This is a genomic window from Chryseobacterium sp. LAM-KRS1 (genome assembly GCF_013184525.1).
Lineage (GTDB): Bacteria > Bacteroidota > Bacteroidia > Flavobacteriales > Weeksellaceae > Chryseobacterium > Chryseobacterium proteolyticum.
The window spans coordinates 852,913-878,265 of the sequence record NZ_JAAOIZ010000001.1; the positions used below are offsets into that span (position 1 = coordinate 852,913).

The 25,353-nt window shown below is 36.2% G+C and carries 19 protein-coding genes and 1 pseudogene; 8 read left to right on the plus strand and 12 right to left on the minus strand.

Annotated features, from left to right (window positions below; translation table 11 throughout):
- Window positions 1–102: 102 nt before the first annotated feature.
- The 3 genes from G9C87_RS03775 to G9C87_RS03785 form a co-directional block, all read right to left on the minus strand.
- Window positions 103–1,032 (minus strand): helix-turn-helix domain-containing GNAT family N-acetyltransferase, encoded by a 930-nt coding sequence (locus G9C87_RS03775; protein ID WP_172278258.1) that lies wholly within the window; start codon window positions 1,030–1,032, stop codon window positions 103–105.
- 138 nt (window positions 1,033–1,170) lie between these two features.
- Window positions 1,171–2,019: a universal stress protein gene (locus tag G9C87_RS03780; protein ID WP_172278260.1), complete on the minus strand. Its 849-nt coding sequence runs from the start codon at window positions 2,017–2,019 to the stop codon at window positions 1,171–1,173.
- A gap of 20 nt (window positions 2,020–2,039) precedes the next feature.
- The gene (locus G9C87_RS03785; protein ID WP_172278262.1) at window positions 2,040–2,489 is read right to left on the minus strand and encodes a MarR family winged helix-turn-helix transcriptional regulator; all 450 of its coding nucleotides are present in this window, start codon (window positions 2,487–2,489) and stop codon (window positions 2,040–2,042) included.
- A gap of 237 nt (window positions 2,490–2,726) precedes the next feature.
- Here G9C87_RS03785 and G9C87_RS03790 point away from each other — a divergent pair, with 237 nt between their 5' ends.
- Entirely contained in the window at window positions 2,727–3,857 is a 1,131-nt protein-coding gene (locus G9C87_RS03790; RefSeq protein ID WP_172278264.1) for an alpha/beta hydrolase-fold protein, read from the plus strand.
- A gap of 51 nt (window positions 3,858–3,908) precedes the next feature.
- Here G9C87_RS03790 and G9C87_RS03795 read toward each other — a convergent pair whose 3' ends face one another.
- The 5 genes from G9C87_RS03795 to G9C87_RS03815 form a co-directional block, all read right to left on the minus strand.
- On the minus strand, window positions 3,909–7,010 hold the full coding sequence (locus G9C87_RS03795; RefSeq protein ID WP_172278266.1) for an amino acid adenylation domain-containing protein: 3,102 nt from the start codon (window positions 7,008–7,010) through the stop codon (window positions 3,909–3,911).
- A gap of 389 nt (window positions 7,011–7,399) precedes the next feature.
- The gene (locus G9C87_RS03800) at window positions 7,400–8,326 is read right to left on the minus strand and encodes a hypothetical protein (RefSeq protein ID WP_172278268.1); all 927 of its coding nucleotides are present in this window, start codon (window positions 8,324–8,326) and stop codon (window positions 7,400–7,402) included.
- Between the two features lie 68 nt (window positions 8,327–8,394).
- Window positions 8,395–9,498 carry a hypothetical protein gene (locus tag G9C87_RS03805; protein WP_172278270.1) on the minus strand — a complete coding sequence of 368 codons (1,104 nt, stop codon included), beginning with the start codon at window positions 9,496–9,498 and terminating at the stop codon, window positions 8,395–8,397.
- Window positions 9,499–9,744: 246 nt separating this feature from the next.
- A complete protein-coding gene (locus G9C87_RS03810) occupies window positions 9,745–10,359 on the minus strand; it encodes a response regulator transcription factor (protein ID WP_172278272.1) in 615 nt (204 codons plus the stop codon).
- A complete protein-coding gene (locus G9C87_RS03815; RefSeq protein ID WP_172278274.1) occupies window positions 10,352–13,366 on the minus strand; it encodes an ATP-binding protein in 3,015 nt (1,004 codons plus the stop codon). The genes G9C87_RS03810 and G9C87_RS03815 overlap by 8 nt, the downstream gene beginning before the upstream one ends.
- Window positions 13,367–13,636: 270 nt before the next feature.
- On the opposite strand from G9C87_RS03815, the gene G9C87_RS03820 reads away from it, so the two are divergent.
- Window positions 13,637–14,191, plus strand: coding sequence for an OmpH family outer membrane protein (locus G9C87_RS03820; RefSeq protein WP_172278276.1), 555 nt, complete (start codon window positions 13,637–13,639; stop codon window positions 14,189–14,191).
- 121 nt (window positions 14,192–14,312) lie between these two features.
- Here G9C87_RS03820 and G9C87_RS03825 read toward each other — a convergent pair whose 3' ends face one another.
- On the minus strand, window positions 14,313–15,434 hold the full coding sequence (locus G9C87_RS03825; RefSeq protein WP_228456941.1) for an endonuclease/exonuclease/phosphatase family protein: 1,122 nt from the start codon (window positions 15,432–15,434) through the stop codon (window positions 14,313–14,315).
- 189 nt (window positions 15,435–15,623) lie between these two features.
- Here G9C87_RS03825 and G9C87_RS03830 point away from each other — a divergent pair, with 189 nt between their 5' ends.
- Both G9C87_RS03830 and G9C87_RS03835 read left to right on the plus strand, forming a co-directional pair.
- Entirely contained in the window at window positions 15,624–16,217 is a 594-nt protein-coding gene (locus G9C87_RS03830; protein WP_172278278.1) for a TetR/AcrR family transcriptional regulator, read from the plus strand.
- 110 nt (window positions 16,218–16,327) lie between these two features.
- Window positions 16,328–17,593, plus strand: coding sequence for an MFS transporter (locus G9C87_RS03835; RefSeq protein ID WP_172278280.1), 1,266 nt, complete (start codon window positions 16,328–16,330; stop codon window positions 17,591–17,593).
- 61 nt (window positions 17,594–17,654) lie between these two features.
- Here G9C87_RS03835 and G9C87_RS03840 read toward each other — a convergent pair whose 3' ends face one another.
- Together G9C87_RS03840 and G9C87_RS03845 are read right to left on the minus strand one after the other, a co-directional pair.
- A complete protein-coding gene (locus G9C87_RS03840; RefSeq protein WP_172278282.1) occupies window positions 17,655–18,149 on the minus strand; it encodes a hypothetical protein in 495 nt (164 codons plus the stop codon).
- A gap of 227 nt (window positions 18,150–18,376) precedes the next feature.
- Window positions 18,377–19,240, minus strand: coding sequence for a helix-turn-helix domain-containing protein (locus G9C87_RS03845; RefSeq protein ID WP_172278284.1), 864 nt, complete (start codon window positions 19,238–19,240; stop codon window positions 18,377–18,379).
- A 342-nt stretch (window positions 19,241–19,582) separates the two neighbouring features.
- Here G9C87_RS03845 and G9C87_RS03850 point away from each other — a divergent pair, with 342 nt between their 5' ends.
- Entirely contained in the window at window positions 19,583–20,713 is a 1,131-nt protein-coding gene (locus G9C87_RS03850) for a 1-acyl-sn-glycerol-3-phosphate acyltransferase (RefSeq protein WP_172278286.1), read from the plus strand.
- A gap of 120 nt (window positions 20,714–20,833) precedes the next feature.
- Here the strand turns inward: G9C87_RS03850 and G9C87_RS03855 are convergent, their stop codons facing one another.
- Window positions 20,834–21,463 (minus strand): class I SAM-dependent methyltransferase, encoded by a 630-nt coding sequence (locus G9C87_RS03855; protein ID WP_172278288.1) that lies wholly within the window; start codon window positions 21,461–21,463, stop codon window positions 20,834–20,836.
- A gap of 517 nt (window positions 21,464–21,980) precedes the next feature.
- On the opposite strand from G9C87_RS03855, the gene G9C87_RS03860 reads away from it, so the two are divergent.
- The 3 genes and pseudogenes from G9C87_RS03860 to G9C87_RS20995 all read left to right on the plus strand — a co-directional run.
- The gene (locus G9C87_RS03860; RefSeq protein WP_172278290.1) at window positions 21,981–22,481 is read left to right on the plus strand and encodes a UpxY family transcription antiterminator; all 501 of its coding nucleotides are present in this window, start codon (window positions 21,981–21,983) and stop codon (window positions 22,479–22,481) included.
- Between the two features lie 752 nt (window positions 22,482–23,233).
- A pseudogene (locus G9C87_RS20990) lies at window positions 23,234–24,331 on the plus strand (amino acid adenylation domain-containing protein); the annotation flags it as partial.
- Window positions 24,332–24,505: 174 nt separating this feature from the next.
- A partial coding sequence (locus tag G9C87_RS20995; RefSeq protein WP_410498870.1) for a condensation domain-containing protein occupies window positions 24,506–25,353 on the plus strand: 848 nt, incomplete at its 3' end.

Sequence of the window (25,353 nt, forward strand, 5' to 3'; positions counted from 1 at the left end):
TATCAGTGTTGCTTAATAGAACAATTCCTGATTTTTTTTCAGGAACTAATGCAAGCATACTTCGATAGCCTATGTCACCACTGTCTAATTTTAATATTTAAATTAGGAGATATCCTTCAACATATGAATAGTTGTTGCATAATGCCCGGAATCTCCTATGGAACTGTGTAAATGTTTGTATTCCAATTTCTCATACATTGATATTGCTCCCTTAAAAACCTCAAAAGATTCTAAATAAAGTTGCTTATAACCTGCTTTTTTTGCTCTTCTTTCTATCATTTTTAGCAAATATTGTCCAACACCATTTCCTCTCAATTGATTGGAAAGATAAAATTTAACAATCTCTGCGCATGCAGAAGGCAACCCTATGGTAGGATAGAAGCCACATCCACCTAAAACTACATCATTAGATTCTACTATCCAATATTCTGCGTTTACATCTTGAAAAAGCTGATATAATTGGTTTGTTCTGGGATCATCATATACACTTCCTTCTTGAGGAGCGTTGAACTCTTCAAAAACTGTACGAATAATATCTGCTAAGGCTTTATTGTCTTTTTCTTCAATAGGTCGGATAATAACAGGATCTATAACTGCATGATTATCTCTGTGATGAAGTAGAGAATCAATCGTGGTCATACTCCGAATGACCGTTTTCAGATTTTGCTCGGAAAGATCTGAAAATAAATTTTCTATTTGAATGTCTGAATCACGGTTGATCTTTTCATAAGTGCTGCGTCCTAAGTCTGTAAGACTAATCACGCTGGAACGGTTGTCTTCTCCTGATTTTTTTCTAATAGTCAGTCCTAATTTTTCAAAACGTTTAAGGATGCGGCTTAGAAAACCCTTATCCAATCCCAGAGTAGCAGCCACTTCAGTAGGTCTTACGTCAGCATTGAAATAAATCTCACGCATAACCCTGACTTCCGAAATACCCAGGTCTCCATCAAGAATACCCTTGTTGAGTAACCCCAGTACCTGTGTATAATACCTGTTGAAAGCTCTTATTTGTTCAATATAATATTGTTTCATGATGTAAATATACATCAATAGTTGACTTTGTCAACTATTTTATATCAAAAATACATTACGTTATTTTAGTTTGCTTATTTTCTGTTGTTTATAATGTGATTAAGTCGGCTTTTGAAAATAAAAGATAGAAGATAGAAGTTATTTTAATATCAAAACAGGTTGATTTACATTTTGGTAAATTCCTTCAGAAATACTTCGGCTTGCCAGATAATAAAGGAAACTATGTCTTCCCGGTAGCGCAATAATCAGATCCGTTTTATTTGATGAGGCAAAAGTCAGAATTCCGTTGATAATATTTTCGTCGTAATAATAATGAATAGTACTCGGAATCTTGGTTAAATATTGGTGGATGTACTTTTCCAGGTCTCTCTTTTTATCTTCATTATCATCGATCCCTTTTCTTGTGTTGATATTGAGAAACATAAGGCGAACATCCATCTGCTCGATGATGGACTTGTGGTGAAACAGTCGGTCTAATTTTGTTATGCTGTTTATGTCACAGGGTATTAAAATATTTTTAATCGTGCTGTAGGTGTAACCGTTAGGAACGATCAATGCTTTTACAGGACTGGTTCTGGCAATACTTATAATATTTTCAGACACAAAGCTGTTACCGGAAGAAGCCTGGTCGTCACTTCCTAAAATGATCAGTTCTACAGAAGGCTGGTCTTTCAGCAGTTCATTGATGCTTCTCGTAAGCGTCCATTCGCTTACCGCTTTTAGAACAGTTACTTCAGGTGATTTTTCAGTGATGATACCTGTTAATTTACTAAGGAGTAATTCTGTACTTTTAATGAGGCTGTTTACATTTTCTTCATTCACAAGCAGATGACCTTCGGCTATGTGGAGATAGTCAAATTCAGATTCCTGCGACGTTTTTAAAAGAATAATATGTGTATATTGATATTGTGTGGCCCATTCTGCAGCAAGTTTTACGGCATTTTCGGTAGTTGATGTGAAGTCAACAGGTACAAGTATTGTTCTCATATCAGTAAATTTAAACTCAGTTATTCAAGATTTGTTGTCATTTTTTTTACCAGGAAAAGAGCATCCTGTATTTTCTCTATACCAAGGTTGCCGGCTGCTTTTTCATACAGTTCCAGTGCCCACGGATAAACAATTTCTACAATTTCCTTTCCCTTTGCGGTAAGGAATATCTGTTTATTCCTTCGGTCATTGCTGTATTCTATTCTTTCAACCAATTCCCGTTTTACAAGATTGTTGATCAGGTAGGTAACACTTGATTTGTCTTTGCTTATTTTATTGCTTATCTCCTGCTGATTGATCCCGTCATTCCGGGATAAAACTCCAAGGATCTCTATAAGCTCAAAAGAAAGATCCGGATCATACTCGTTGATTCTGGTCTGGATTTTCTGTCGCAAACGGCTTTTCATTTCACTCATTGCCAAACCAAGCTCCAGGGCTAATTCTGATATGTTGTTTTGTGTGACGGGCATATGATGAATATTAACGTATAGTGGAGGTTTAATCAATCGCTGTTGTATAACAAATATACTTAAAATTAGTTTGAATTAAAACTAATTTTTCAAAAAAATGAAAGATTTTTTTTCTGTTGTTTACTTATTTAAGAAGAATATTTTCTTATTATTGAATTAAATTATAGGGAAAACTTGATTTTTACACGGAATGTAAGAAATGAGTGTTCGTATTTTTCTTATGTTAAAATCAAAATAATGCAATATTTACAAAAGATATTTCTCGTTTCTGTTTTGTTTTCGTCAATGCTATTTTGTCAGAATTCCAGTGTTTCAACAACGGCATTACCGGGAAAGGATTTTCCGAAGCTGGATTTTGAAAAGAAGGCTCAGTTCCGGGTGTATTTTCCGGATGCTCAATCTGTAAATTTAGAGGGTGGGGATGGTATGAAAAATATAAAATCTACCGCCTCAAAAGATAAAGACGGTTTTTGGAATATTTCAACAAATCCTCTTGAAATTGGATTTCATTATTACTGGCTGAACGTGGATGGAAAGCGGGTCAATGATCCGGATACTCAGCTGTACTTTGGCTACGGTCAGCCGACCAGCGGGATCGAAGTTCCATCAGGAGAAGATTTTTTCTTTGAGAAGAATGTAAAACATGGACAGATTATAGAGGATGGTTTTAATTCAAGAATAACAAAAGGTAAGCGAAATTTTAAGGTTTATCTTCCTCCGGGATACGGATCAGAGAAACTACCGGTATTGTATCTATACCACGGAACAGGAGAAGATATAACGGGTTGGGAAAGACAGGGGCATATTGCCTGGATTCTTGATAATCTTCTGGCAGAAAGAAAAGCAGAGAAAATGATTGTCGTAATGGATTACGGAGTGGCATTAAATCCGGAAGAAGAAAAACTGGCGGATAATTCTTCCAAAACAGTCATTTCATCCCGAAATCTGGATAAGATTTTTATCGAGGAGCTGGTTCCCTATGTAGAAAAAAAGTATAAAACCAATGGTAAAAAAGCGATTGCCGGACTTTCCCGTGGAAGCTATCAGGCGATGCTGATAGGGGTAAGTCATCCTGAAATGTTTACAGCCATCGGGTCATTCAGTCCTGTAATTTATGGAGGAACTGAAGATGAGCCTTTTAAGGAGCTGCCGGTTGATCATCTTTTAAAGTCACGGAAAAAGCCTTATTTCTTTGTCGGGATCGGGGAAAAAGAAGAAGCACGATTCTTTGGATTCAATGAGATTCTGCATGATTTCTTTACTCAGAATAATTACCCCTATACTTCATACAGATCCGCAGGAACTTATCACGAATGGCTTACCTGGAGAAGATGCCTTTATGAGTTTGCACAACAGATTTTCAGATAACTTTATATTAAAAATCCCCGGCCTTGGCCGGGGATACACCATAACTAAAAACTAAGAATGCATGCCCAGATACTTTAAATAAGCATCAAGGACAGGTTTGTTGAATACAGGTTCTTTAATGTCTGAGTCTTTGAGGAACTCCTTTACATTCGAACAGTCCCAAATGTAAGTATGCTGGTAAAGTTCCACAGTAGACAGGCCTTCATGCATATTATCTTTAAACAGACTTGTTAATGGATACAATCTGTTTTTGGTATCATTTTCCCAATGCTTACGCCATTCTTTATAGGGAAGGGGAGTAAGTTCATAAGGGTAATTCTTTTTGAGTAGGCCAAAGAAATCCTCCAGCGTCAGATTAGTTTCAGGGCTGGCAATCAGATTGAATTTCTTGCCGATTGCATTTTTATTTTTCGTGATATGGGCCATTGACCGGGTCATGTAGTCTACGGTGATCAGGCCTTCTCTAAGTTCTGTTAATGCAGGGTAAGATTTAAACTCTATACAGTTTTTTACCAGTCCGGACCACCACTGATAAGGTGCGCTCGCTCCGGATTTACTGTGACACATCGCATATCCCAAACGATACGTAATCAGCGGGAGACCTTCCCGGGCTGCAAGATCCGCTATAGCTTCCATTACATATTTGCTTCGCACATAGCCAATATCTTTACTTACCGACATGATATTCTGTTCTATGTCGTCAGATTCCAGCATGATCTTTTTTCCGGTAAATAGATGTCCCCAGCTATAAATTGAAATTGTAGATAAAAGAGCCAGGCACTTTGTTCTTTCTGTTCCTGCCAGACGTATAATTTCCCTTATTCCATCTACATTGGGTGCTTTCATATAAGAATAAGGCTCAATAAAATTGACGGAACTTCCGGAATGATATATCACATCAATAACAGTGGCAAGCAGATCGAATTTTTCTTCAGATAAACCCAAAGAAGGTTTTGCCAGATCACCTAAAACCGGAATAATCCTTGATCTCTGCGAGTGATTTTGCGGGATATGAAACTGAATAAAGCACTGGTTGACTTTTTCCATGGCATGAAATTCGTCCTGTGCTCTTACCAGGCAGTATATATCTGCATCCGTTGTATCTAAAAGCTCCTGCAGAAGATGGATTCCTACAAAGCCTGTGGCGCCTGTGAGAAATATGGCAGATGGATTTTCCAGTTTTTCGGGATCAAAATTATCCTTGAATCGGGTGCCGGGATTCAGGTAGACGTCCTGTTGTAATTCAACATAAGGTTCTACGTCTTCAGAAGGAATTGCTTCTCTTGCCTCGTGAGCACGTGCTATAAGCACATCGCTGAGTTTTTTCAGAACAGGGTATTGATAAATATCGCGCAGATATACTTTTATATTTAATTTTTCCTGTAAAGCTACCGCAACAACAGCAACCAGAAGCGAATTTCCTCCGATATCAAAGAAATTATCAGTGATATTGATAACCGGAAGTTCCAGTTCCGATGACCAGATATCAGCTATTATTTTCTCGGTTTCATTTGTTGGCGGTTCGTGTGAGATAAGTTCCTTTGCCTCTTTTTCTGCAAGGCTGCTTAAGAGGTCCGTATTGGTTTTTCCATTCGCGGTCAATGGTATTTTGTCGATACAGATGATCTGGGCGGGGATCATATATCCGGGTAATTCTTCTTTGAGAAAATTCCTGATTTGCTGGATATCCTTTGATGTTCCGGGTTTTAAAACAATAAAGGCGACAAGATATTTGTTATTCCCTGAAGTATTTTTTGTGATTACTACAGCTTCTTGTATTCCTTCCAGTCGATCGAATGTGCGTTCTATTTCTCCCAATTCTATTCGGAATCCTCTTATTTTTACCTGATTATCCATTCTTCCCAGAAACTGGATTTCTCCATCGGAGGACCATCGGGCAAGGTCTCCCGTTCGGTATAGTTTTTCAGTTTCCATAAAAGGATTAATAATGAATTTTGAAGCTGTGAGTTCCTCATTGTTTAAATATCCTTTAGCCAGTAAGGTGCCGCCTATGTATAATTCTCCGGTTGCTCCTATGGGTAATAGTTCCATTTGATTTCCCAATATGTAAGCTTTAGCATTTGCTATAGGCCTGCCAATGGAAGAAACATATTTTCCGTGAAGATCTTTAACCTTCTTAAAAGTAGCATATACGGTACATTCTGTAGGACCGTAATAATCGATAAGTTCATAGTTTAGTCCATCGGTGAGGACAGGCTTTAGTTTTTCACCTCCTGTAAAAAGATATTCCAGCTGAAGATCATTATGATTTCTGGTGTGTGCCACGACTGCCGGAACCAAAACAGTAGGGGCAAAACCGTGGGTAATTTTGTTTTTCTGATAAAAGCTGACCAGGGCGGAAGCTTCAGTTCTCTCTTCGCTGTCCGCTATAAAAAGGGTCGCACCGGAAGTCAATGCCGACCAGGTTTCCCATACCGATATGTCGAATGCCAAACCGGCCACCAGGCTGAGATGAGAAGTGGGGGTGACATTAAAATAAACATTATGCCAGGTTACCAGGTGCTGGATACTTTCATGAGTGATCATTACTCCTTTAGGGTTACCTGTGGAGCCGGAGGTGTAAATGGTATAAGCAAGAGTGTTGTGATGAATGATCACCTCCGGATGCTGAACGGAGGAATCAGTGAGGTCATCCTTACGGTCAAGATAAAAGATGTGGAGGTTTGGGTCTTTAGATAAATTTTGAGAGAGGACCTGATTGGTGATTATAATTTCTGCTTTAGTATCATTCAGAATATACTCTACGCGTTTTACCGGATAGGCAGGATCTATAGGAACATAAGCAGCACCTGTTTTTAATATTCCAAGAATTGCAATGACCCATTCCAGGGAGCGGTCCAGCCATACAGGGATGTACATTCCTTCTGTAATCCCTTTTGCAATGAGTGTATTGGCGATCTGGTTGCTTTTTTCATCCAACTCACGGTAGGTTATATGCTGATCCTGATAAACAGCAACCACGTTATCCGGATGTAGGGAAACTTGTTTGAGAAATAATGAAACCAATGTTTGTTCCTTTTTGAAGTCCCAATTTGTTTTATTGAACTCGTACAAAATTTTGTTCCTTTCTTCTGAGGACAAAGGAAGGGTACTGTTGATTCGGGTTTGTGATGTTAAGTTTGTGTTTGGCATATTAGTTTTTTTTTGATTTGGTTGTATGTTGTAATGTTTATGGCATGGTTGTTATTTTGGGTTATAAAATTTAGAATAAACGAAATGTGAAATTTGTTTCATAGAGTCATATTTTTTTATGCTTTGGTTTTATTTGTTAAATTTCATGATGTATCTATTAATGTTTTGTTCATAATTGATTTATTTTAATGATTATTCAATAAATTTAAGATTATAAATTGAAGGTACTACACAATAAGTGTTAAATTTTCACCATAAAGAGATTTAAATTAAACGACTGTCTACTAATGAGACAGTCGTTTTTTAATAAGAAACCTTGTAAAATGAGGGATTTCTACATGTTTAAGTTTCAGTTGTGTTATTAGAATCTATCCGCGGTTTTGTATAAATTAATTCGCTATTTTATATCCGTAAAAGGAGCTTACGACAACCTGGTATATTGGACTGCCGGTTACTCCGGCGGCGGCTGCCATGCTTACGGTTTCATCTTTATTAAGATACGTGATACACGATACGTTTCTTCCCGTCAGTGTACCCGGAGCAGGTTGGAAAGATTGTACCAAAATATTGTCTGTGCTCACTGCATAGTTTTTCATAAGATACAATACAACCCAGTCGAAACTTGGTGTACCCGGAATATTTCCGTTATCAAATTGGGTGGAACCATAAAACATATAATATCCGTTTGAAGGTGCAGTAAACCGACCGTTACTGATATTCAGTACATTTCCCGTGTTGATTACTGTTCCCTGAGGATAATTGATTTCCCTTCTGATGTAAGGACCGGTGCTGGCGGTAAGATCCTGTCTGCTTGTGGTACTTACTGTAGAAAACGGATAACTGGTGGTGGCTGCGGGCAAGCTGTCAGAGCTTGAAAGCAAAATAAGCTCCCATGTTGTTCCTGTCGTTGTTCCTTTATTTATAAAAAATGCATAGTAACCTGCGGGAACATTAACAGTGCCAACGCCTGCTCCTGTTTGATTGTCGATTAATTCTGCTCCGTTGGCTGCAATAGATAACACGGCTGTTCCTGTATTTTTGAAATGATAGGTTCTTCCTGCAAAGTTACCGGAACCAGTAATGGCGGCAGGTAGCGTCAAAGTTCCGTTCGTATTGCTGCTGTAGGCCAGATAGTAATCCGTAGGGGCGACATTTCCACTTGCTGTAACAGCTCTGTACGTAGCGGCAAATGAACCGTTCACAGTGAGTGTGCTCCCGGGAGTGGTAGTGTTGATACCCACATTTCCTGTTTGCGAATAGCTCAGAGTGCTACTCATGGCGGCAAGTAAAGTCAGGAAAATTGAATTTCTTTTCATATAAATTGTGGTTAAAATGATCAAAAAGTTAGTTGGATGATGAATGTATTTATTGATTATTTATACTGTTAATTCTGAAACTTTACAAAATCAAGATAAAAAGAAGGATTACCCGCATTAAAACTGGCAGGGATAATAAAATTTGTTTTACCGGCCAAAATGGTATAATTTCCTGGTGTTGCGAAGTACAAGACACGATTTTGATCCCGGGGAAACATAAAAGCTGCCGTGTTAGAGCCACAATAACTTCTCCATACGTCTCCAATACCATTGATATAAAAGAAGTAATCATTACACTCAGAATTGATGGCTACGCCACTTCGGATAAAATACCATCCTTTTGCAGGGATAGTCAGTGATATTCCGGTAACCAGACCGCCGCCGCCGGTAGGTGCTGTGAAAGGATTTACTAATGTTCCCGTATAAGAAGTCCAGTTATTGGCAAACGCAGTAGTAACAGTAGATGACCAGGTGGCTAATCCATTAGAGTCGCTGGTTAATACATAGCCTAATTGTTGTGTTCCATCCTTAATCTGCAGCGCTCCGTTTGTTGTGCCATTATCAATAACAATTTTAGCATCAGCCGCACCAGCCGGGATCGTATTGGATCCTAATAAAACTTTACCGGTACCGGTGATACTCAGATTATTTCCTACGGTAGTAACGATGTCTGTAGCCTGGGAAAGGGTACCTCCTAACTTAACATCATTCCCGGAAAGGTTTAGACCGTTACTGGCCGTATTTGTTACTCCACTTATGCTTTCCCATGTGGAATTTGCTCCGGTAAGTCCTGTACTGATCAACTGTGCACTTTGATTGGGAAGGACCAGAATATTTGTATTCCCATTAATTGTTTCAGGTAAAGCAGAACTTATGGTTATCGTAAAATTACTGTTATTGGCAATCCTATACATACGTCCTTTAAAATTTCCGGTGCCATTAATTGCGGGAGGAAGGCTAAATGTCGTATTCGTACTACCATTATATGATACATGGAAATCAGTGGCGGTTAAACTGTAAGATGCCGTATTAACTGTCTTATAACTTGCCGCTACCGATCCGTTAATGTCTAATGTAGAGCCAGGGGTTACCGTATTAATTCCAACATTTCCCGTTTGCGCAAAGGTGATAGTTGATAAGAATAATACTAGTGGGATAAAATTTTTACTCATTTATTAAATGTTTATGGTTATGGTTTTGATGTGTCAATAATCCTATATCAGAACAGGAAAAGTCCGTGATATTAAAGTATCATTTACAAGGCGTAAAATTATAGGAATACTTCCACAAGAGCCTGTAATGGACTGTAGAATGAAATAAAGAATCGTGTAGAAAATTTTCTACACGATTCTCAGGATCACTAACCCTTTTTTAAACAGAACTAAAAGAGTCAGTTGTCAGTGTTTGCAAATTTTACTTCAGGAAATATAATTTTGATAAAGTTTAATAAGATCTGCAAGATGATTGGTCTTCAGTTTGTTATGGATCCTTTTTTTATAGGTGCTTATGGTGCTCATCTGAATGTTCATCTCATTGGAAATTTCTAAATTTCCATATCCCTTCACCATTAAAATAAAAATCTGATATTCTCTTTCCGAAAGCCTCTTTATGGAATCTAGCGGAGAGTCCTGTAGTAATTGATTAACAATACCGGAAGGGTAGTAGTAGCCCTCACGGAAAATCCTGATTACTGCTTCTGATATTTCCTCCACTTTGCTCAGTTTACTGAGGTAACCGTTGGCTCCCTCTTTTATGTATTGTACAGCAATCTCTTCTTCATAGGCCGAAAATATCAATATTTTTACATCCGGATCGATTTCTTTAATTTCAGAAATCATTTTTTTATTTTTACTTTCAGGCATGTTGATATCAAGAATAATCAGGTCGTACTTTCGCTGGGAGATTTTTTCCAGAGTTTCCGGGTAATCCTCTGCCTGATCAACGGATATATCAGGGATTCTGGACTCCAGTATCAGGCTTGTTCCCGTAAGAACCACATCATGATCATCAGCTATAAGAATGTATTTAATCATTTTTTTTATTTTTTAAAATCAATCGGCAGGTAGTTCCCCCTGTCTTGTTTCTGGTAAAGATTATTTTACTTTCTATCATTTGTAGTAGTTGTAGCACCAGATGGATTCCCATCCCATATTTTTGGAGTAATAATTTTTCATTTTCGATGTTGTTCTGAAGCTCTTCATAATAATCTATTTTTTGCTGATCCATTCCTGAACCGGTATCTTCTACAATTAAAATAACGCTTCTGTACTCGGTAAAAGCATCTATGGTTATGGTTCCTCCTCTTGTATATTTTACTGCGTTATCCAGAAGATTATGGATAATGGCTGCCAGAATATTTTTACTGATCCGGGTGTGTATTTTTTGATCGGCATTGTTAATAATGGATGTATGATTGCTTTCAGCTATGGTACTGAAAAGCACTATTTTTTCTGTGATCAGATCATGCAGAGAGTATGTTTCCGTCTTATCGGTTCTGTGGTGGCTGTAGATATCAGCATACTCTTTGAGCGTTGCCGTAAAATTATACAGTTGATCGGAGGATTTATAAATTGAAGCGAGCACTTTTTCAGTCCGTTGTTGATTGAATTCTTTATTCCCTAATATTTCCTTTGCAGTTAATGCAATAAATTTTACAGGAGTGGTAATATCATGTGTTATGGTACCGATCAGTTTTTTTTGCTGCTCGATTTCCTTATGAAGCTGAATTTTTGTTGTTTCAAGCTTTTCGACGGTAGCGGAAAGTTTTTCGGTACGTACGGTGATAATTTTTTCCAGTTCCAGATTTTTCTTTTGCAAAAACCGGATCCTCCATTTGAGAAGGAGGTATAACACAAAGAATAGTAATAATATCATCACTATCTTAAACCATAAGGTCTGATAAAAATAAGGCCTTACGATGAGGTTGATTTTTTTATAGATATATTTTCCCTTATCGGAAACAAGCATTCTTGCAATGAAAGAATAATTCCCGTACCTCAGATTGGAAATGGAAAACTTCCTGTCTTTCCCGATGGATTCCCATTTTGCGTTGGGAAGCCCCATAATTTTAGCTTCTATCACAATATTGTCGGGATTTGCATAATAAGGAACATCTATAAAGAGGTCTAATCTGCTGGATTTCTGTTCAAGAAAAAGAGTTTTATGAAAGGACTCTTCTTTGTTATCTATCATTGCTCTTTCGATGTAGATGTTTTTAGGGTAGTAACTTTCGATTTTTAAGGGGTTAAAAAATACTAATCCATTCAGAGAAGGTAGCACAAAATCCCCATTTTTAAGTTTATTGCCACTTACATTGCTGCCACCATTGAATTCATTGGTGAAAAAACCCGAATCTTTTGAAAATCTGTAATAATTAACCTTAGAATCCGGGGCCTGAACAAATTTCAGAAGCTGGCTTTCATGAACTTTATATAAGCCGTTATTGGTAGGGATCCAGAAAAAACCTTTTTGATCTTCGAGAATGGTATGAGGAGATGAAATATTACCATCAGCATCATAAGGCATCCTGATAAGCCTGTTGTTTTTTAGTAAATAAAATCCCTTTCCCAAAGTTGTGATCCACAAGTTACCGTCTTTTGACCTTATGATATTACGGATAGACAATTCCTGGTCAGCGATTACCGGATGTATTTGGTTTGTGCTCAACCGGATATTGTATAAACCCTTTACCGTACCGACTAAAATATGATCAGGATCGACCTTTAAAAATTTGGTAGGCTCACTATCCAATACAATTCTTCTTTCCAAAGATAGCAGGGAGTTGTCTTTGTATATCTCAAATGTTCCACTAAATTCAGAAACACTATTCTTTTTGGGTTTTGCAACCAATGCATAAGATTTTTTTGCATCGAAAAAGAAATCTTTTAAAAAAAACTCTTTCAAAACAGTGAAGTCCCGGTACGAATTTGATTTTTTATAGATCCTTAAATCCCGGTCTTTTCGTATCATAAGGTTTTCATGCCGGTCGTATGCCATAAAAAAAGGAGCTGTATTTTTAAAATGCTTCTGACGGACCATTCCATTACGGGTGTAGATTTCACCAAAGGGATTAATGACCGAAGCGCTGTCGTAAGGAAGGGTAGCATAAAAGACGGATTCTGCTTTCGGCGAAGATCCTTTGACGGTAGTGAAATCATGAAGATTGATAACCTGCAATCCTTCTGTACTGCTCCCGAGATAAAGTTTCTTGTACCATTTATCATAATATACACTGATCAGGTTGTCATTCTTTATATTGTCCATTTGGACGATCTCGGATATGATAAATTGTTCCTTTTCATAGGTGCAGAGGTGAAATTTATTATGGCTTAACACGAAAAGCTGATTGTTTATTCTGCTCCAGAAAATCTTACTATCCTTGTCAGTTAGCAAAGGGACCTGATAGGAATTTGTGATTTTTCCTTTTTCTATTTTTTCTACTTTATTTGTGGTAAAGTTGATGTAGAACAGGATTTCATTGATTGTAAAAATTCTGGGAATATTTTTGTAAATGGCTTTAATTTTTAGCGTTTCTTCAGGTTTAGAGCGAAAACTAGTGAAGGTAAGGCTGTTTTCTTTGATGTAATACCTTCCATCCTTATCGTTCATGTAAAAGTTGATGCCGGGATATCGGGTATAGCTATAATTGGAACAATACAAAAGGTAGCCGGTATTATCTTTTGATACTACTGTAGGGAATTGTTTCAAAGAATTTGTTACCCGTGGAATTTTATTACGCAGAAGGATGGTTTTCCCGTAATCACCGGCTGTGAAAATACTGTCTTTTTCTGGGTATCCATAGAAGTATGTAAAACGCTGACTGCTCAACGGGAAGTTTTTATAGACCAGAAACTGAGCGCCATCATACCGTACAATTCCATTTTCAGTGGTGAGCCATATAAATCCATATTTATCTTTTATAATGTCTTTTACACTGTTTTGCGGGAGTCCGTTATCGGTATTATACAACTCGATGTTGTATTTCTGGCTGTAGACCTTAACAAAAATAAATATGAAAATTAATAGTATATTTTTATTCAAATCTTATTTTTTACGAATAAAACAAAGATATAACGGAATAGATAATAATAAACCAATAGTAGGTGAAAAAAACTTTAATTAACAATTTTGGATAAAGTTTATTTAATTATTTTATTTTTACAGCTGAATTTTAGCTATTGATATAAAAAATGTTGATACTTACCTGTAAGGACAATAGAGGCGCTAAATCTGCGTTGATAAATATAATTTTAAATGTTTTTATATAATTTTCCGCTAGAATATCAATATAGAATGTAATAACAGTTCCCAATGAGAAATAAAAAAATTGCACTAACCCTTATATTATTTTTGCTTTTCAGTTTAAGTAAGGCTCAGAAGATCGGTGTTATAGATACCAATGTGATATTGAGTAAGCTGCCAGATTATAAAGAGGCTGAAGCAAGGCTTAATGCGCAGATAGCTACATGGAAAAGTGAGCTTCAGAGTATACAGTCGGAATATGAAAAGAAAAAATCGGCATTGGAAAACGATAGGGTATTATTGGTAGGAGAAGAATTAAAACGAAGAGAAAAAGAAGTATTCGATTTAGAGAAAAACATTAAAACGACTACTAGTTTAAGATTCGGAAGTACCGGTGAAATCAACAAGCTGAAGGCCAATATGGTTTTGCCTTTTGAAGAACAGATTCACAATGCAATGGAAACCATTTCTGAGAAAGAAGCATTAGGTGCTGTGATCGATAAGAGATATAATAATGTTCTGTACCTTGAGAAAAAGTTCGACTATACTGAGAAAGTTTTAGATATCTTATTACATAGAACCCCTGTGGTGGAAGTGAAAGAAACACCTAAAAGAAAAAAATAACTTTAGAGATATAAAAATTAAAAAGCCTGGATCAGTCACAGGCTTTTTTTATAGTTATTGGTTACCATAATACAGTATGCTTTCATAGCTCATATCTTTTGGAATACTCACATTTAAGTTATCAGTTACCTGTTCCGTTTTGCGTAACCAGCTCAAAGTTGGATAACACTCCTTTATGATCCGAAGGCCAGATACCTATCGGAGGAACAAATGAATCCTGGGTATTCTCCGGAGTACGGATATTTTTTACAATAGACTTGTTATAGCCTATAATATGGGAGCTTTTTAAAGTAAGATTGGGAGCCTGCATAAAGAAAATATAGTCAATCCGCTCTCTTTCATCTGCGTCAGGAGCCCATGTTAACTGGTTGACGGGCTTTGCAGGATTATCGGAGGGGTAGGTGAATCCGGGATGGGTAACGGGAGAAGGATGCATCATGCGGTATGAGTCTTTAAAACCTGCATTATTCAGGAGTTTGGTGGTATCCCATTGGTAAACTACAGTATGATGATCATATAAATTGGCTGTACTGCTTACCCAATCAAACATAGAAGGCTCATTAAAATCTCCTCCCAGAAATATTATGGAACCTTTTGTTTTTTCTGTATTTGCATCGGAGATAAACGCTGAGATAGCTTCATCTCTATAAGAAGCAAGATTCATTTCCGATATTTTTGTGAGGTTGGTTTCTGGACCATTGGGTAGTTTTGACCATGTCGTCCCACTGTACCCACGAGGAAGATAACAGGCATAATGAGTATAATCAAGATGACCGGTGTAAGCAGCGATGCGCTGTCCGTTAATTTGAGTGACCAGTTTGTAAACTGAGCCGTGATCATTACTCACCGGGTAGACAGAAGCGTTTTCAATAATCGGATATCTGGATAATATCCCCGAATCATCTGAACGGAAGGAATAGTAGGTATACCCTTTGGAATGAAGTGACTGAACCAGTTTATTCGTGAAGTCGACATTATTATAGTTTCTGACTTCGCTGAGAAATACAAAATCAGCATCCGACCGGACAATTTCATTGACAATAGCATCATAGCCTCCTGTTACAGAGGTTCCTTCCTGCCATACATTGATCTGGAAAAGTTTCAGTTCTTTTACAGTAGCAGTGGACGACCATTTGTTTTCCGTCTTTTTATTTGAATTCTTTAGCAGATCTTGCCTGGATTCCTCCTGAGAACAAGCCATCATGCTCAGTGAGCATAGCAGTAATATTTTTATTTTTTTCATATTGTATTTTCAAGTTTAGTTTTGGTGTTCTTTTTTTACTAAAATAAATATTTTTTGTTTGACAAGGATAATTTAATCAACATAGATTTATGTACAATTTGAGGTATAGGTTAATTTTTAAGGAAAATAATATTTATTAATTAATAAATATTCATTAATTTTATAACCTGAAATTTTAGAACTTTACTCATGCGTTTAAAAGAAGGTGATAAAAGAGAGCTCATTAAGACAGAAGCGATTAAAATGATCATCAGAAACGGACTGGAGGGATTCAGCATGAATAAACTTGCGAAGGCCTGCAAGATTTCTGTTGCTACTCCTTATCTGTATTTTAAAGACCGGGATGATTTAATTTTAACGATTGCCAAAGAAGAGGGGCAAACAATGTCTGATGCCATTCTAAAGAATTTTGATCCTGAAGCTCATTTTGAAGAAGGCTTACGGGTACAGTGGAGAAATCGGTATAGCTACATGACCACTCATCCTGACAAACATTTGTTTTTTGAGCAATTGAGGAACTCAAGCTACCAGGAAGAATTTCTTCATCATTTTTTACGGGGATTTAAGGAGACTTTAGGGAAATTCTGGGACAATGCAGTAAAGAGAGGTGAACTCAGCCCAATGCCTTTTGAAGTGTACTGGTCGGTTGCTTTTTCACCTATGTACTCTTTAGCAAGGTTCCATAATGAAGGAAAAAGTCTTGGCGGAAAATCCTTTAAAATGACGGACGAAATTTTATGGCAGACATTTGATCTTGTCGTAAAAGCTTTAAAAAAGAAGTGATAAAATTTCTATTACATTATTATTTGCACAAAAACTAATCAAACAAGGGATGCTAGGAGCTTGGTCATAACTGACGACTCCCGGAATCTTAATTTACCTTTAAAGAAATTATGGAACAACAACCTTTGCCCTTTACGGGCTATCAGAAGTTTGTCATATTTATTTTAGCAATTACCCAGTTTACGGTAATATTGGATTTTATGGTAATGTCTCCACTGGGCGATATGCTCATGAAATCACTTAGCCTAAAACCTTCAGCTTTTGGCTTTGCCGTTTCTGCCTACGCTTTCAGTGCGGGAGTTTCAGGATTGCTGACGGCAGGTTTTGCCGACAGATTTGACAGGAAAAAACTTTTACTATTTTTTTATATCGGATTTATTATCGGAACTATTTTTTGCGGTATGGCACAATCTTATGCGGCCCTGGTCGCCGCGAGAATTATTACAGGCCTTTTTGGAGGAGTGATAGGCTCTATTTCTATGGCTATTATAACTGATTTGTTTGTGCTGCAACAAAGAGGTAGGGTAATGGGATTTATTCAGATGGGCTTCGGAGGAAGCCAGGTTCTTGGGGTGCCTATCGGGCTTTATCTGGCTAATAAATGGGGCTGGGAAGCACCTTTCTGGATGGTAGCGGCTTTGAGTGTCATTATTGCTGTTTTAATTTTCCTGAAATTGCAGCCTGTAAACAAACATCTTTCGGTACAACGGGATAAATCTGCTTTTCAGCATTTGTGGCATACAATTGCAAAAAGTAATTACAGGGTAGGATTTGCCGCTACAGCCTTACTTTCCATCGGAGGTTTTATGATGATGCCTTTCGGAAGTGCGTTTGCAGTTAATAACCTTGGGCTTACCAATGAACAGCTTCCTATGTTATTTATGGTTTCTGGGGTTAGCTCATTGGTGATCATGCCTTTGATCGGAAAATTAAGTGATAAAGTAGACAAGTTTAAAATATTTGCAATAGCTTCAGTATGGATGATGGGGATGTGCGTGCTTTATACTAACCTGTCCGTAACTCCGTTATGGCTGGTGATGATATTTAATATCCTGATGATGATTGGTATTATGAGTCGTATGATTCCTTCTTCAGCTTTAACGAGTGCCATTCCGGATTTACAGGACCGTGGCGCTTTCATGAGCATTAACTCTTCTCTGCAGCAAATAGCAGGTGGAATAGCAGCAGCGGTTGCAGGCGTGATCGTTACCCAAAAAAGTAAAGGGGCTCCCTTAGAACACTATAATATAGTGGGATATGTGATCGTTGCTATTTCTATATTAGGTATCTTCTTAATGTGGAGAGTGGACAACTTAGCAAAAAAGAAAACCGTTGATAAAGCTCCCATAGAAGACCCTGTTCCTTTATCGGAGTAAATAGAATGCAAATAAAAATGTTCGGATTTTCCGAACATTTTTTTTAAGCAAAGAATGAAATTTAGAATGACACTTGTTGGTTAGCTCTTTTTTGTTTGATGTACTGATATACCGAACCCGCGATAAACAGAATAAAGAGCGCTCCCAACGTTTTTCCTATAATCGGATCGCTGATATCTTTTGCCAATGGATGTCCCAATGGAACACGGGTAAAAGTTTCATTAACCGTGGGCACGAGTGACAGAAAAAAGCTGAAAGAGAGTGAGAAATTTTCAAAATACCGTGCTCTGTTACTGTTTTGCTTTTTTGAAAAAAGAAAATATGCAGCAGACACCAAAACGATGATAAAGATGGAAAAAATATGTCCTGCATTAAAACCTCCATGCTTCGAAATTCCCAATGCTGTAAGTGAGGTGATAAGGGTTCCGTAAAAATATATTTTTCCCGGTAGTTTGCTAAGATCGATCTTGCCGTATTTAATAAATGATAGTAATGCTCCTGCAATGGCAGCAATTCCAATAATCGTATGGAATATTCCTAAACCTGATAGTCCCATTTTATGATGTTTTTAATTTATAAATCCTTTATTTGAAAAAATACAGTTCAATTGTTTTTTTTCGATATTTTCCCAAGAGGAACATTGCAAAGTTGCGTCAGAAAAAAAGAAATAGCTTTGCGATTTCGTTCAATTGTTTGGTATTTTGGTTCATAAAAAAGCATCCTTAAACCGGTTTTAAGAATGCTATAAGGGACGATTTTTAACAGAAATAAGGAAGTGGAATATTATATCGTGTTATCGTCTTTTATTTTTTGACGGTAGTTCGTTGGACTCTGATGATATTTTTCACCAAAGCTCTTTGTAAAATTAGCCAGATCATTGAATCCGCATTCAAATGCGATATCAGTGATGCGCTGATCTGAAACCGCAAGAAGTTCGGCAGCTTTTTCAAGCCTTTTGTTTCTGATATAGTTGGCAGGGGTATCATTATAGAGTTTTGAAAATTCTCTTTTAAAGGAAGACACACTCAGGTTAGCCCGTCCTGCAAGCTGTTCGATCGTTAATTGTGAAAACAGATTGGCTTCAATGATTTGCTTGAAAGTGTAAGTAGTAGGAGAAAAAAGCTGTGATAATATCACTTGTATTGCTTCCGCATTTTGGGTTTGAGCTAACAAAAGTATAATTTCCTTGAGCTTCAGGATCAGGATATCTTCATTTACCAAAGACGGATTCTCAAAATAAAACAACAGTCCTTCAATATATTTTTGAATTAAAAATTCATTGTTGATTTTTTCATTGGATTGATTTGAAATGATGTTTCCAGGAGGATGAAGTAATAAAGGCAATTCCCGATCGTAGATTTTCTTTAGTATGTCCGGATAAAAAGTAACAATTACAACTTCACAGTTAGTCTCGGAGGCAGCATGATAGATTTGCTTACCGGAGGTGATACAATTGAGAAGTAAAGAATAATGGGTAGGTATATTAATTTCATCATTATCCTTCTTATATTGTAGTTCCCCTTTTAAAACATATAGAAAACACGCCTGTTCGGTAACTGGAAAATCATAATTAAATGGTGAGGTCAATGCAATTTTTTGCATTAATGTCTTACCAAACAGGTCATATTTTTTATAATCATTTATCATAAATTTAATTTTTATTCGGTCCTGTAATGGATAGCACTATCACTAAGAGAATGTTTTGCATACCATTAAAATATCTATCAAATATAGATCAGAAAATCTAATTTTAAGTGAGAACGTAATAAAACAAAATTTTATCAGCTGTTTTTTAAATATCTCGACATTATTAATCAAGATATTGGTTAATAGTACTTTGTTATACCAGTCAGTTTTTCAATCTGTTTTTCCTTTTAAAACATAAACTTTCAATAATCAATTTACCGAATAACAATTATGACATGAATCATCGGGCGTAGTCAATATTTTTTTGTTCTTTTGCAGTGCGTTTAATTTTTAAATAATAATATGTCAAAATTTGATGATATCAGGCCTTTTTATGATGATGAAGTTAATGATGCTCTGAAGAGTGTTGCAAAACATCCTATGATGAAGGCGTTGATGCGTTTTACTTTTCCTGATCAGGACGAAGAATTTTGGCTTGGACAATTTAAAGATATTCATTCCATTAGCGATTTTCAACACCACTTTATAGCGTATACCGTTCGCCAGATCCTGAAACAAAGTTCTGAGGGATTAAGTACTTCCGGATTCGAGGACCTGGATAAGGATACAGCTTATCTGTTTGTTTCCAGTCATCGTGATATTGTTCTGGATACCTCTCTGCTCAATTTGGTATTGCTGGATGAGGGACTTGTAATGACATCTTCAGCAATTGGGGATAATCTGGTACAGAAATCATTCCTTCATATCCTTGCAAAACTGAATCGTAATTTTTTAGTTCAACGTGGACTGCCGATCCGCGAACAACTAAACAGTTCAAAGATCATGTCCGAATATATTTATGAGCTGCTTACTAAAGAAAACCGATCTGTATGGATTGCACAAAGAGAAGGCCGAACCAAAGACGGCAATGACGCTACACAACAAGGAGTTCTGAAAATGCTTGCCATGGCAGCAGGGGAGCAGTCATTAACCGACTTCTTTAAAAGTCTGAAAATAGTTCCGCTATCTATTTCATATGAATATGATCCTACAGATGTTCTGAAGATGCCGCAACTTATGGCGAAATCAAGAAATGAAGTTTATATTAAAGATAAGGATGAGGATTTTACAACAATGCTAAGCGGAGTGCTGGGCCAGAAAAAACGCATTCACCTGCATGCAGGAAAGGTACTTGGGACTGAACTTGATGAAATCGGGTCAGAATTTGATAACAAGAACAAACAGCTACAGGCCATTGCTCAGGTAATTGATGATTCTATTATCCGGAATTATAAACTCTGGCCAACAAATTTCATTGCCTACGACCTTTTGCATAAGACCAATCAATATTCCGGACGTTATACGGAAAATGAAAAGATGCTGTTCGAAAGAAGAATGGAAATGCGTATCGACATTTCCGATGCAGAGCTGAAACAAAGCTTTTTAGCAATGTATGCAAATCCGGTTATCAATAAAAATAAATACAATAAATAGCAGGCTTTAGCATATTTGAAATCTGTAAAATAGAATTCTTTTTTAATGCGAAAAGGGAATGAGATAAACCTGTAAACTCAAACTCTTTTGAGTTTTATCATGTATAATATAACACACAGGTCAATTCAGTTTTCCGATCAATACCATGTCAGTAATCATCATACCATTTTTATCGGAAGAATTAAAACGTTTTACCTGTAACATATCAAAATTATTTTCCTGGAAAGCTTTTGCTAAATAATCTTCCTGATGGTAATAAAGGTAAACCTGATCTCCTAAACTGGATGTGATCAATCCTGATTTACTATAATCATCCTCCATCGTACTCAAATAAAATACACCTCCGGGCCTTAACAATGCGGAGACATCTTTGATTAAGGTGATCGCTTCATCACGTGTTAAATAAGGAAGGCAGAAGCCACAAACGATTCCTTCAAATTTTTTTTGAATCTTATGAATATCCCGGCAATCCATCAGTTGAAAATCTGCTGTAGGATTATTGGCTTGGGCAAGATCAAGCATTTTCGAGGATAAATCGATTCCTAATATATTGTATTCTGGTTTTCTGTTCAATAAATATTTAGTAATATTTCCCGGACCACAGGCAATATCAAGAATATCGGCACGATCAGCTTCGATTTGATCGCAGAAGAAATTAAAAGTGTCCCCAAACAAGCTTACATCCATAAACTTATCCTGGTATATTTTTGCGGCTTTATCAAAGGCCTCAACAGGTTTCAATATTTTCATCGTATTAATTTTTAGATTGTGGTAATGCTAATGTAAGCATTTATATGGAAGAGACTGAAAATTGTCTTTTTTTAATAGTATTAATCTTTAATAATTCATAGAATCTTGAAAAAAGATCGTTCAAGTCATTCCATGGTGAATATATTTTTGATGAATTTTAAAAAAAAGGCGTATTGAACAGTTATTATTCTCCCAATATTATGAAATATTCACAAATGTTAATTTGCTTTATTAATAGTTATTTTGTTGATTTTCAATATTCTTTTTGTAGCTTAATATTTCTTTTTCTTTTTAAATAAAAAAAAAACATTAATTTTTTATTAAACTCATCTTAGAGTGATTTTTTTTTATATTTTAGCAAAATAAAACTAAGGATAAAGAACACAACCGAAAATCTACAAAATGCTTAAAAATTCTTTTTGAGCATATTTCTACCCAGTTTTTTTCCTAAAAAAATCTTTTGCACAGTTTAATGTGACTTAAGTGGCGAAGCCGTAAATAACCATTAGAAAATTATATGAGTTTTGTTCAAGGATGGTATGTTGCCTATACCAAATCTCACTTTGAAAAGAAAATTGCCAGTAAGCTTGTCGAAGATAAGTTCGATGTCTATCTGCCAACCAGTAATGTGATGTCGCAATGGTCTGATCGTAAGAAAAAAGTTGAAAAACCATTGTTTAGTTCTTATGTCTTTGTCTATTTAAAAACAATTAAGGACTATTTAAAGGCTTTGACGATAGAAGGAATAGTTCTTTTTATCAGTTTAGGCAATAAACTGGTAAGGGTCCCTGATGAGGAGATTAACAGAATCCGAATATTTCTAGGCCAATATTCTGAAGTCGAGCTTAAAGGAATACAAGAACTGAGCATAGGAGAAAAGAAAATAATAATATCCGGCCCTTTCGAGTCTTATCCATGTGAAATTCTAAAAATAAATAACAAGCAAAAGATTTGTGTAAGAATAGATTCTTTACAACAAAGTCTGATCGCTGAAATCCAACCTTATCATTTAATATAATGCTAAACACATCCTCTTTATCAAATATTTTTTGGCTAAATAAGACAAAAAATAAGGAGACTATTGGCTCATCCAAAGGTAACGTAGAATATTTGAAAACAGAGCTTTTGAAGGACGATCTGGATAGTTTTCTTAAAATATCAAAAAATAATGCTTTATCTAAATTAACCATTATTTCATCTATTTTTTCTTTTTTATTAGATAGGTATTGTGATGATTTTCAGAATGTTATTAAGGTGTACGCTTCTGATCTGGTACCTTTAGAAAATAATATATTCGTTGAGATTCATCATAAAAAAGAGATGACATTTAAGGAGCTATTAAAGAATTTTGCAGGTGATATTAAAGATGCTGTTTCTCATTCTAATTATGATGCTAGTGGCTTAGACTTAACAGAATACTCTAATTTCTCTATTCAATATGGTCATAAATTTGAATCAATATCTGATAATCTTTCCCTTTTCTATTATGAATCGGAAGAAGGAGTTGATTTAACTATTTGTTATAGAAGTGTTTATCAAGTGTATTTGATCGAGAGTTTATTAAAGAACTTAGCTTATATTCTTTGCAATTACGATGAACTTCTGGATACAAATCTTACTGATTATGTTCTTGTAAAAGGAAAAGAAGTTACAGACATTCTCAATCTTTCCAATATATCAGTTGAGTATCCTTTGAATCAGACAATTGTAGATTTATTTGAGTCTCAAGCTAAAAAGAATCCTGATTCACTGGCCGTTGTATATGGTGATATGGCGCTGAGTTATAAAGATTTAAATACAGAATCGAACAGGCTTGCCCATTACCTTAAAGATAAATACAACATTAAAGCAGATGATCTGATTTGTATTGAGTTGCCACGTAATGAAAAAATGATCATTTCCATTTTAGCAATATTAAAGTCAGGAGGAGCATATGTTCCGATTGATATGGATTATCCTAAAGAACGGATCGATTATATTCTGGATGATACGCAATGTAAAGTATGCATAAATGAGACTTTTCTGGTGGAGTTTAATGAGTTAAAACATAAATACTTAGCGGAGAACCCATGTTTCTTTATTAGTCCTTCAGACCTGGCATATATCATTTATACATCAGGAACTACCGGAAATCCTAAAGGAGTAATGATTGAGCATCAGAATGTATTTCATTCTACGATCAACCGAACTATTTTCTATAATATTGAAAGCATGCTGCTCGTGCCTTCTTTTTCTTTCGATTCTTCTGTAGCTGTGATCTTTGGAACGCTTTGCAGTGGCGGGAGATTATTTATTGAAAGCAATATGAATATTAAAGATGTTGAATATATTTCGCATCAGATTATAAAAAATAATATTGAAGGAATATTATGTGTTCCCAATTATTATTCTAATCTTCTTCCTTATCTCAAAGAAAGTATATCGGGAAAAAATACGCTGAAACATGTCATTGTTGCAGGAGAGGAATTAAGTAAAAATTTAGTACTAAATCATCAAAAACATAGTGATGCTATTCTGTATAATGAATATGGTCCTACAGAATGTGCAGTATGGTCATCTGTTTCTGTTGTAAACACCCCAAATGTAAATATTGGTAAATCAATTACCAATACTCAGATTTACATTTTAGATCCAAATGGACATTTGTTACCTGTCGGATTAAGTGGCGAGCTTTATATATCTGGAGCGGGATTGGCCAGAGGTTATTTGAACCGTGAAGACCTGACGGAGGAGAAGTTTATAGACAATCCTTTCGTTCCTAGTACAAAGATGTACCGCACGGGAGATTTAGGCAGATGGTTACCGGATGGTACTATTGAATATCTGGGAAGGATTGACGATCAGGTAAAGATCCGTGGGCATAGAATAGAGCTTGGAGAGATTGATCATCAGGTGCTTTCTTATAGCCCAACAATTAAATCTGTTGTGACTGAAGTTAAAGAACATGAAGGAGACAAAAAGCTAGTGGTGTATTATGTCAGTGATTCTGTTATTGACAAGCAGGAACTAGCTTATTATTTAGAGAGTAAGCTTCCCCAATATATGCTACCGAGTTTTTACGTTGAGTTAGAGCATATTCCACTGACCAGTAATGGAAAGATCGACAGAAAGGGCTTGCCAGAAGTAAGCACTTCAGATTTAATCAAGACTGAATATGTGGCTCCAGTAACAACGGAAGAAAAAGCATTGGTAGAAGTCTGTGAGCTAGTTTTAAAATACAATCCTGTCAGTATTCGTGATAATTATTATAACCTTGGAGGCGATTCGATTAAGTCGATCCAGATTGTGTCGAGATTACGTCAGCGTGGCTATAGCTTAAAAGTAGAGCATATTTTACGATATCCTGTATTAGAAGAACTGGCTCGTTATATGACAATAGATATTGCTGTGATCGACCAATCTGTTGTAACGGGAGATAGTATTCTGACTCCTATCCAAAGGTATTTCTTTAAGAGCGAGGAACTGTCTGATAAAAACCATTACAACCAGGCTGTTATTTTAAAGAGCAATGAAAGACTATCAGGTTCTGTCTTGGAATCTTCAATCAAACGTCTTGTAGAACACCATGATGCTTTAAGAATGGTTTATAGCCAGAAGGAAGGTGAGTGGAATCAATATAATGCAGGAACAGAAGGTAATCATTATCATTTTGAATATTTTGATATCAGAGAAGAAGGCTCTTTTGAAAACGAGCAGAGTTCTTTACAAAAAATAGGAGATCGTCTCCAAAGCGCCATCAATATAGAATCCGGAATATTATTCCATATAGGACATGTTTCGATGAGTGATGGTGACCGAATCATATTGGTTATTCACCACCTTGTGGTTGACGGAGTTTCCTGGAGGATTTTGCTTGAAGATTTAGGAAGCTTATATGAATCGGGAATGAA

What these genes read in the sequence shown, in the direction of transcription:
- G9C87_RS03860 (WP_172278290.1), top strand. Translation starts at nt 21,981, where the DNA reads ATGAGTTTTGTTCAAGGATGGTATGTTGCCTATACCAAATCTCACTTT.
- G9C87_RS03790 (WP_172278264.1), top strand. Translation starts at nt 2,727, where the DNA reads ATGCAATATTTACAAAAGATATTTCTCGTTTCTGTTTTGTTTTCGTCA.
- G9C87_RS03775 (WP_172278258.1), bottom strand. Translation starts at nt 1,032, where the DNA reads ATGAAACAATATTATATTGAACAAATAAGAGCTTTCAACAGGTATTAT.
- G9C87_RS03845 (WP_172278284.1), bottom strand. Translation starts at nt 19,240, where the DNA reads ATGATAAATGATTATAAAAAATATGACCTGTTTGGTAAGACATTAATG.
- G9C87_RS03835 (WP_172278280.1), top strand. Translation starts at nt 16,328, where the DNA reads ATGGAACAACAACCTTTGCCCTTTACGGGCTATCAGAAGTTTGTCATA.
- G9C87_RS03780 (WP_172278260.1), bottom strand. Translation starts at nt 2,019, where the DNA reads ATGAGAACAATACTTGTACCTGTTGACTTCACATCAACTACCGAAAAT.
- G9C87_RS03805 (WP_172278270.1), bottom strand. Translation starts at nt 9,498, where the DNA reads ATGAGTAAAAATTTTATCCCACTAGTATTATTCTTATCAACTATCACC.
- G9C87_RS03810 (WP_172278272.1), bottom strand. Translation starts at nt 10,359, where the DNA reads ATGATTAAATACATTCTTATAGCTGATGATCATGATGTGGTTCTTACG.
- G9C87_RS03785 (WP_172278262.1), bottom strand. Translation starts at nt 2,489, where the DNA reads ATGCCCGTCACACAAAACAACATATCAGAATTAGCCCTGGAGCTTGGT.
- G9C87_RS03855 (WP_172278288.1), bottom strand. Translation starts at nt 21,463, where the DNA reads ATGAAAATATTGAAACCTGTTGAGGCCTTTGATAAAGCCGCAAAAATA.
- G9C87_RS03795 (WP_172278266.1), bottom strand. Translation starts at nt 7,010, where the DNA reads ATGCCAAACACAAACTTAACATCACAAACCCGAATCAACAGTACCCTT.
- G9C87_RS03830 (WP_172278278.1), top strand. Translation starts at nt 15,624, where the DNA reads ATGCGTTTAAAAGAAGGTGATAAAAGAGAGCTCATTAAGACAGAAGCG.
- G9C87_RS03840 (WP_172278282.1), bottom strand. Translation starts at nt 18,149, where the DNA reads ATGGGACTATCAGGTTTAGGAATATTCCATACGATTATTGGAATTGCT.
- G9C87_RS03820 (WP_172278276.1), top strand. Translation starts at nt 13,637, where the DNA reads ATGAGAAATAAAAAAATTGCACTAACCCTTATATTATTTTTGCTTTTC.
- G9C87_RS03825 (WP_228456941.1), bottom strand. Translation starts at nt 15,434, where the DNA reads ATGAAAAAAATAAAAATATTACTGCTATGCTCACTGAGCATGATGGCT.
- G9C87_RS03800 (WP_172278268.1), bottom strand. Translation starts at nt 8,326, where the DNA reads ATGAAAAGAAATTCAATTTTCCTGACTTTACTTGCCGCCATGAGTAGC.
- G9C87_RS03850 (WP_172278286.1), top strand. Translation starts at nt 19,583, where the DNA reads ATGTCAAAATTTGATGATATCAGGCCTTTTTATGATGATGAAGTTAAT.